The 3931-nt window shown below is 25.7% G+C and carries 1 protein-coding gene; it reads right to left on the minus strand.

All coding sequences use genetic code 11. The features are described from left to right. The coding region (locus tag H2277_RS08705; protein WP_337201927.1) for a hypothetical protein at window positions 1-3777 on the minus strand (3777 nt) is incomplete at its 3' end. Window positions 3778-3931 lie beyond the last annotated feature (154 nt).

The raw sequence follows: 3931 nt of genomic DNA on the forward strand, positions 1-3931 counted from the left end.
ATTTCCATTTATCCCCATATACATAGCCTTAAGATTGTTTTGTCCTATGATATTGAGTTTTTCTAATAATCTTCTGGTTTTATTTTTATCTTCTATATATCTTCCTGTTTTATCTTTACTTGTATTGTAAATTCCATTAGCAAAATCTTGTAAAATTTGTAAAGCTTCATTGTAAGCATGAATAGGACTATCTTCATCCTTTTTAAAAGCACTAATTTGCTTTTCTTTATTTCTAAACTCTTTAAACAAAGGATGATTACAAGGAAGTTGATATATAGTGCATTTTTTAAGTTCTAAAGATTTTAATTCTTTAAAATAAAAAGTATAATCATCTATAATATATTTTTGTTCTTTTATATCCTCTAAAGCAGTTGCATTTCTTTTCTCATCAATAATCAAATAAGATAAAAGTCTTTTTAAAAGAAATTCTTTATTTTCTTCAAGCTTTTGATCTATTTCATAATGAAAGGAAAAATGAGTGTCAAAAACTCCTGTGCAAAGATCTATGCCATAAAAAATTTTCTTTAAATCAAAGCTAATGAATTTCGAATTGATTGCAAAAGGATGGGTTATAAAATGATCTCTTATAACTGCTAAAGGAGAATCATCTTTAAAGGTGTAAAGCTGATAAACAATGCTTTCATATTGTTCTTGCAGGGCTTTATAATTTGTTGGAAAGAGATAATTTAAAAAAATACCCACAAATTCTCCAGCCACAATAGAAGCAAGGTCAAGTTTATTTAGCTTAGCATAAGTATAAATAGTATATTTTTGAGTTTGTATATCTATGCTATGCATAAGAGCAATTTTAGATATATTGCTTTCTTGATTAGAGTATATAAATAATTGTTTCATATATTTATCACTCCAATAAATCTTAATTTGTTTTTCATTAAAGTATTCTTTTATCTTTGTGATAAATAGATTTAAACCGGATGTATTTTTTTGTATTATTAAATTGGATTTTATCTCTTGTGCTAAAATCATTTGGATTTTAGTATGAGTTAATTCTTTTTCTATTTGTTGCAAGCGTGCTTTTATTATTAAATTAGATTTTATGTGTATATGATATATACTATTCTTTTTTGGAGGTGTAAAAATACCAAGCTGTTCTTTAAAAAATTCTTTAAATCCTTCTTTGTTTATTTTAATACAAGCTTGAATAACATATTCTATTGTTTTTAAAAAATTAAAATCCCACAACATTTGAGCTGTAAAGCTGATAAAAGGACTAGCACTTAATAAAATTTTTAACATTGCATAAGTAAATATTTCACTTGTTTTTTGTTCTTTTGCCTTATTTAAGTATTCTTTTCCATACATCTGTTCCAAAAGCTTTGATAAATCTGATATTTGTTTCTCTATATCCATCCATGCAACAAAAGCTCGTTGTGTTTCTTCGTCTAAATTCATCAATTCTTTAATGCATTTTTGCTCATCTAAATGATACATTTGCTTTAATTTGATTATTTTTTTATCTAATGTATTTGTTACATCTAAATCTTTTGATAATTCATTAAAAAAATCATCTATAGTTATCGAACTATCATTTTCCACAAAAGAATAATCTTTTTTGTCAAGTATTTTTAATAATTGCGATACAACTTCATATGCTGTAATATTTGTTGGCTCATTATTTACATATATTGGACATTCATCTGTCCATAAAACATAAGTTTCCTCTAAATATTTTATATATACAAAATTACTGCCTCCATATTTTTTCAAATCCAAATTGATATTTGGAAAAATAAGCTTAGCTTGATACAAGACAAATGAAATGAATAAACATTCCATTAAAGAATAGTTCCCAAATAAAGATTTATCCGATTTTTCAAAAAACTCTTTTTTCAAAAAAGTTAAATATTGATGAGCTATCTTCTTTTCTTTTTCTATGATGGATTCTTTGGCTTCGTTTTGTTTAAAGAATTTTTTGATATAAAAATAAGGAAGCCATTTTTTATCATTTATTTTTTTATTGTAGTCAATATAAGCTAAAATGTTTCTTCGTTCGCAATATCGTAAATTTTCCGTCTTTTTTACTATTTCTATCATTGGCTCATTTTCTGATATTGCTAATTTTTCTTTAGCTGTTTTTGCGAATTCTGGTAGCTTCTGCGGTGTAGCAACAAAATTTGTTAAATATTTATAAATCTCTTGCATATCTTCATAAGCTTTTTTACTATTCTCATAAGCTTCTTTGGATATTTTCACAAAAGGGCTTAATTGTAAAATATAAGGTTCATTTTCATCTTGTGGCATTTCTATGCTATATTCGCTATAATCTCTTGTGCTGTCATAAGTTTTTTTTGAAGTATCAATATTTTTTTTAATTGTTCTGTATTTATCTTGTATATTATAGTTGGCGATTTCTTGAGTTAAACTTTCACTAAGTCCTGCATTATATTTATTGGGGATATTTGAAATAATCAAATAATTTTTACTCATTTTAGTTGTATTTAAATCTATTTGTGCATTTTGATTTTTTTGTGCGAAAAATTCAGCTAGTTTACTTGAGTTAAAATTTGGACTTTCTATATAGGAAAAATAAATAAATTGTTTAATATCTTCTTGCAAATTCTTTAAAATAGCATTGTTTTTTAAATACAAATTAGATAATTTTTGCGTTGAAATGAAAGCGGGTAAATTGCTCGATTTTGAATCATTGAGTGTATTTTTATACCCCTTGTCTTTTTGTTCTGGGTTTAAAAAGATTTCACTAAAAATATTTTCAATGCTTTTTATTTCTTCGCTTAAAGTGATTTTATAAGCCAAATTCGAAGCGATATTGCTTTCATCACTTCCAAGATATAATCCAAAACCACTTAAATCAATAATTTCTTTTTTATTAATAATTAAAACACAAGATAACAAGCGAGAATTAATATAATGAATAAACATAGCACATCTAGTGGCTAAAAATGCGGCTAAAGGCGTTAAAAGTGTGCCATAATCTCTTTGAGCAAATTCATAATACTCGCTTGCAGAACCCATTAAAGAAAATAAACCAGCAGCCAAAATAGCTAATCCTGCCCCACCTGTAAGAACAGCTACCACCGTGGCTATTGCAACACCCGCTATAGCACTTAGTATGATTTTAATTTTTTCATATTCTTTTTCTTCGGCAAGTTTTTTAATGTGTTCTAACAACTCATCGATAAATTTTTCATAAGTATTTTTTAAAGTGGGACTTATGCTATTTTTGAAAAAATCCGATTCTATGACATTTCCAATCTTTTCTAAAACTTTTTTCTTAAAATCATCAAATTTCTCACTGCTTATATCATCAGGATCAGTGTTTTGGATTAACTCGTCTAAGGTTGTTATATCTTCAGAATCTTTAGCTAGTTCTTTTAAAGTATTGATAAATTCGATACAAAGATTATTTTTATCTGTATGATAAAAAAGATTAAAATCTTTACCTTGTTTCTTGTCTTGAATTTCTTCTAAGTCTTCTAAATAAACTTTAGTGCAAATTTCACTGCTTGATAAATCTTTTAAATTTACATTTTGTCCAGCATCAAGCTCATTAAGGGTATGGATATTTACTTCTATATTATTGTGATTATCACAAGTTTGTTTTAAAATTTCTAGTATTTCCATAGCCAATATTTGATTTTTAAATAGGATTTTTCTTTGATGAAAATCAATATTTTTTAATATAGCGTGTAAAATAGAAAAATTAGGATAAATAAAATCAATCTGTTTAACTTCTTTATTGTTGATTGTTAAATTTTTAATAGTTTGAATTAACTCTGTTTTAGAACTTATAAACATAAAAGATTCCTTATATAAAGCATTATTATATCATTTTTTATTTGCTAATATTTTTTGTCTTTATTAATCTCTCCTATCCACCTAAGCACATTACCCTTATCATCAATCTCTACTTCTAAATCTTTGTATTTGTTGTAAAATTTAGGAGCTAAGA

This window comes from Campylobacter sp. W0014 (assembly GCF_020135975.1).
Lineage (GTDB): Bacteria > Campylobacterota > Campylobacteria > Campylobacterales > Campylobacteraceae > Campylobacter_D.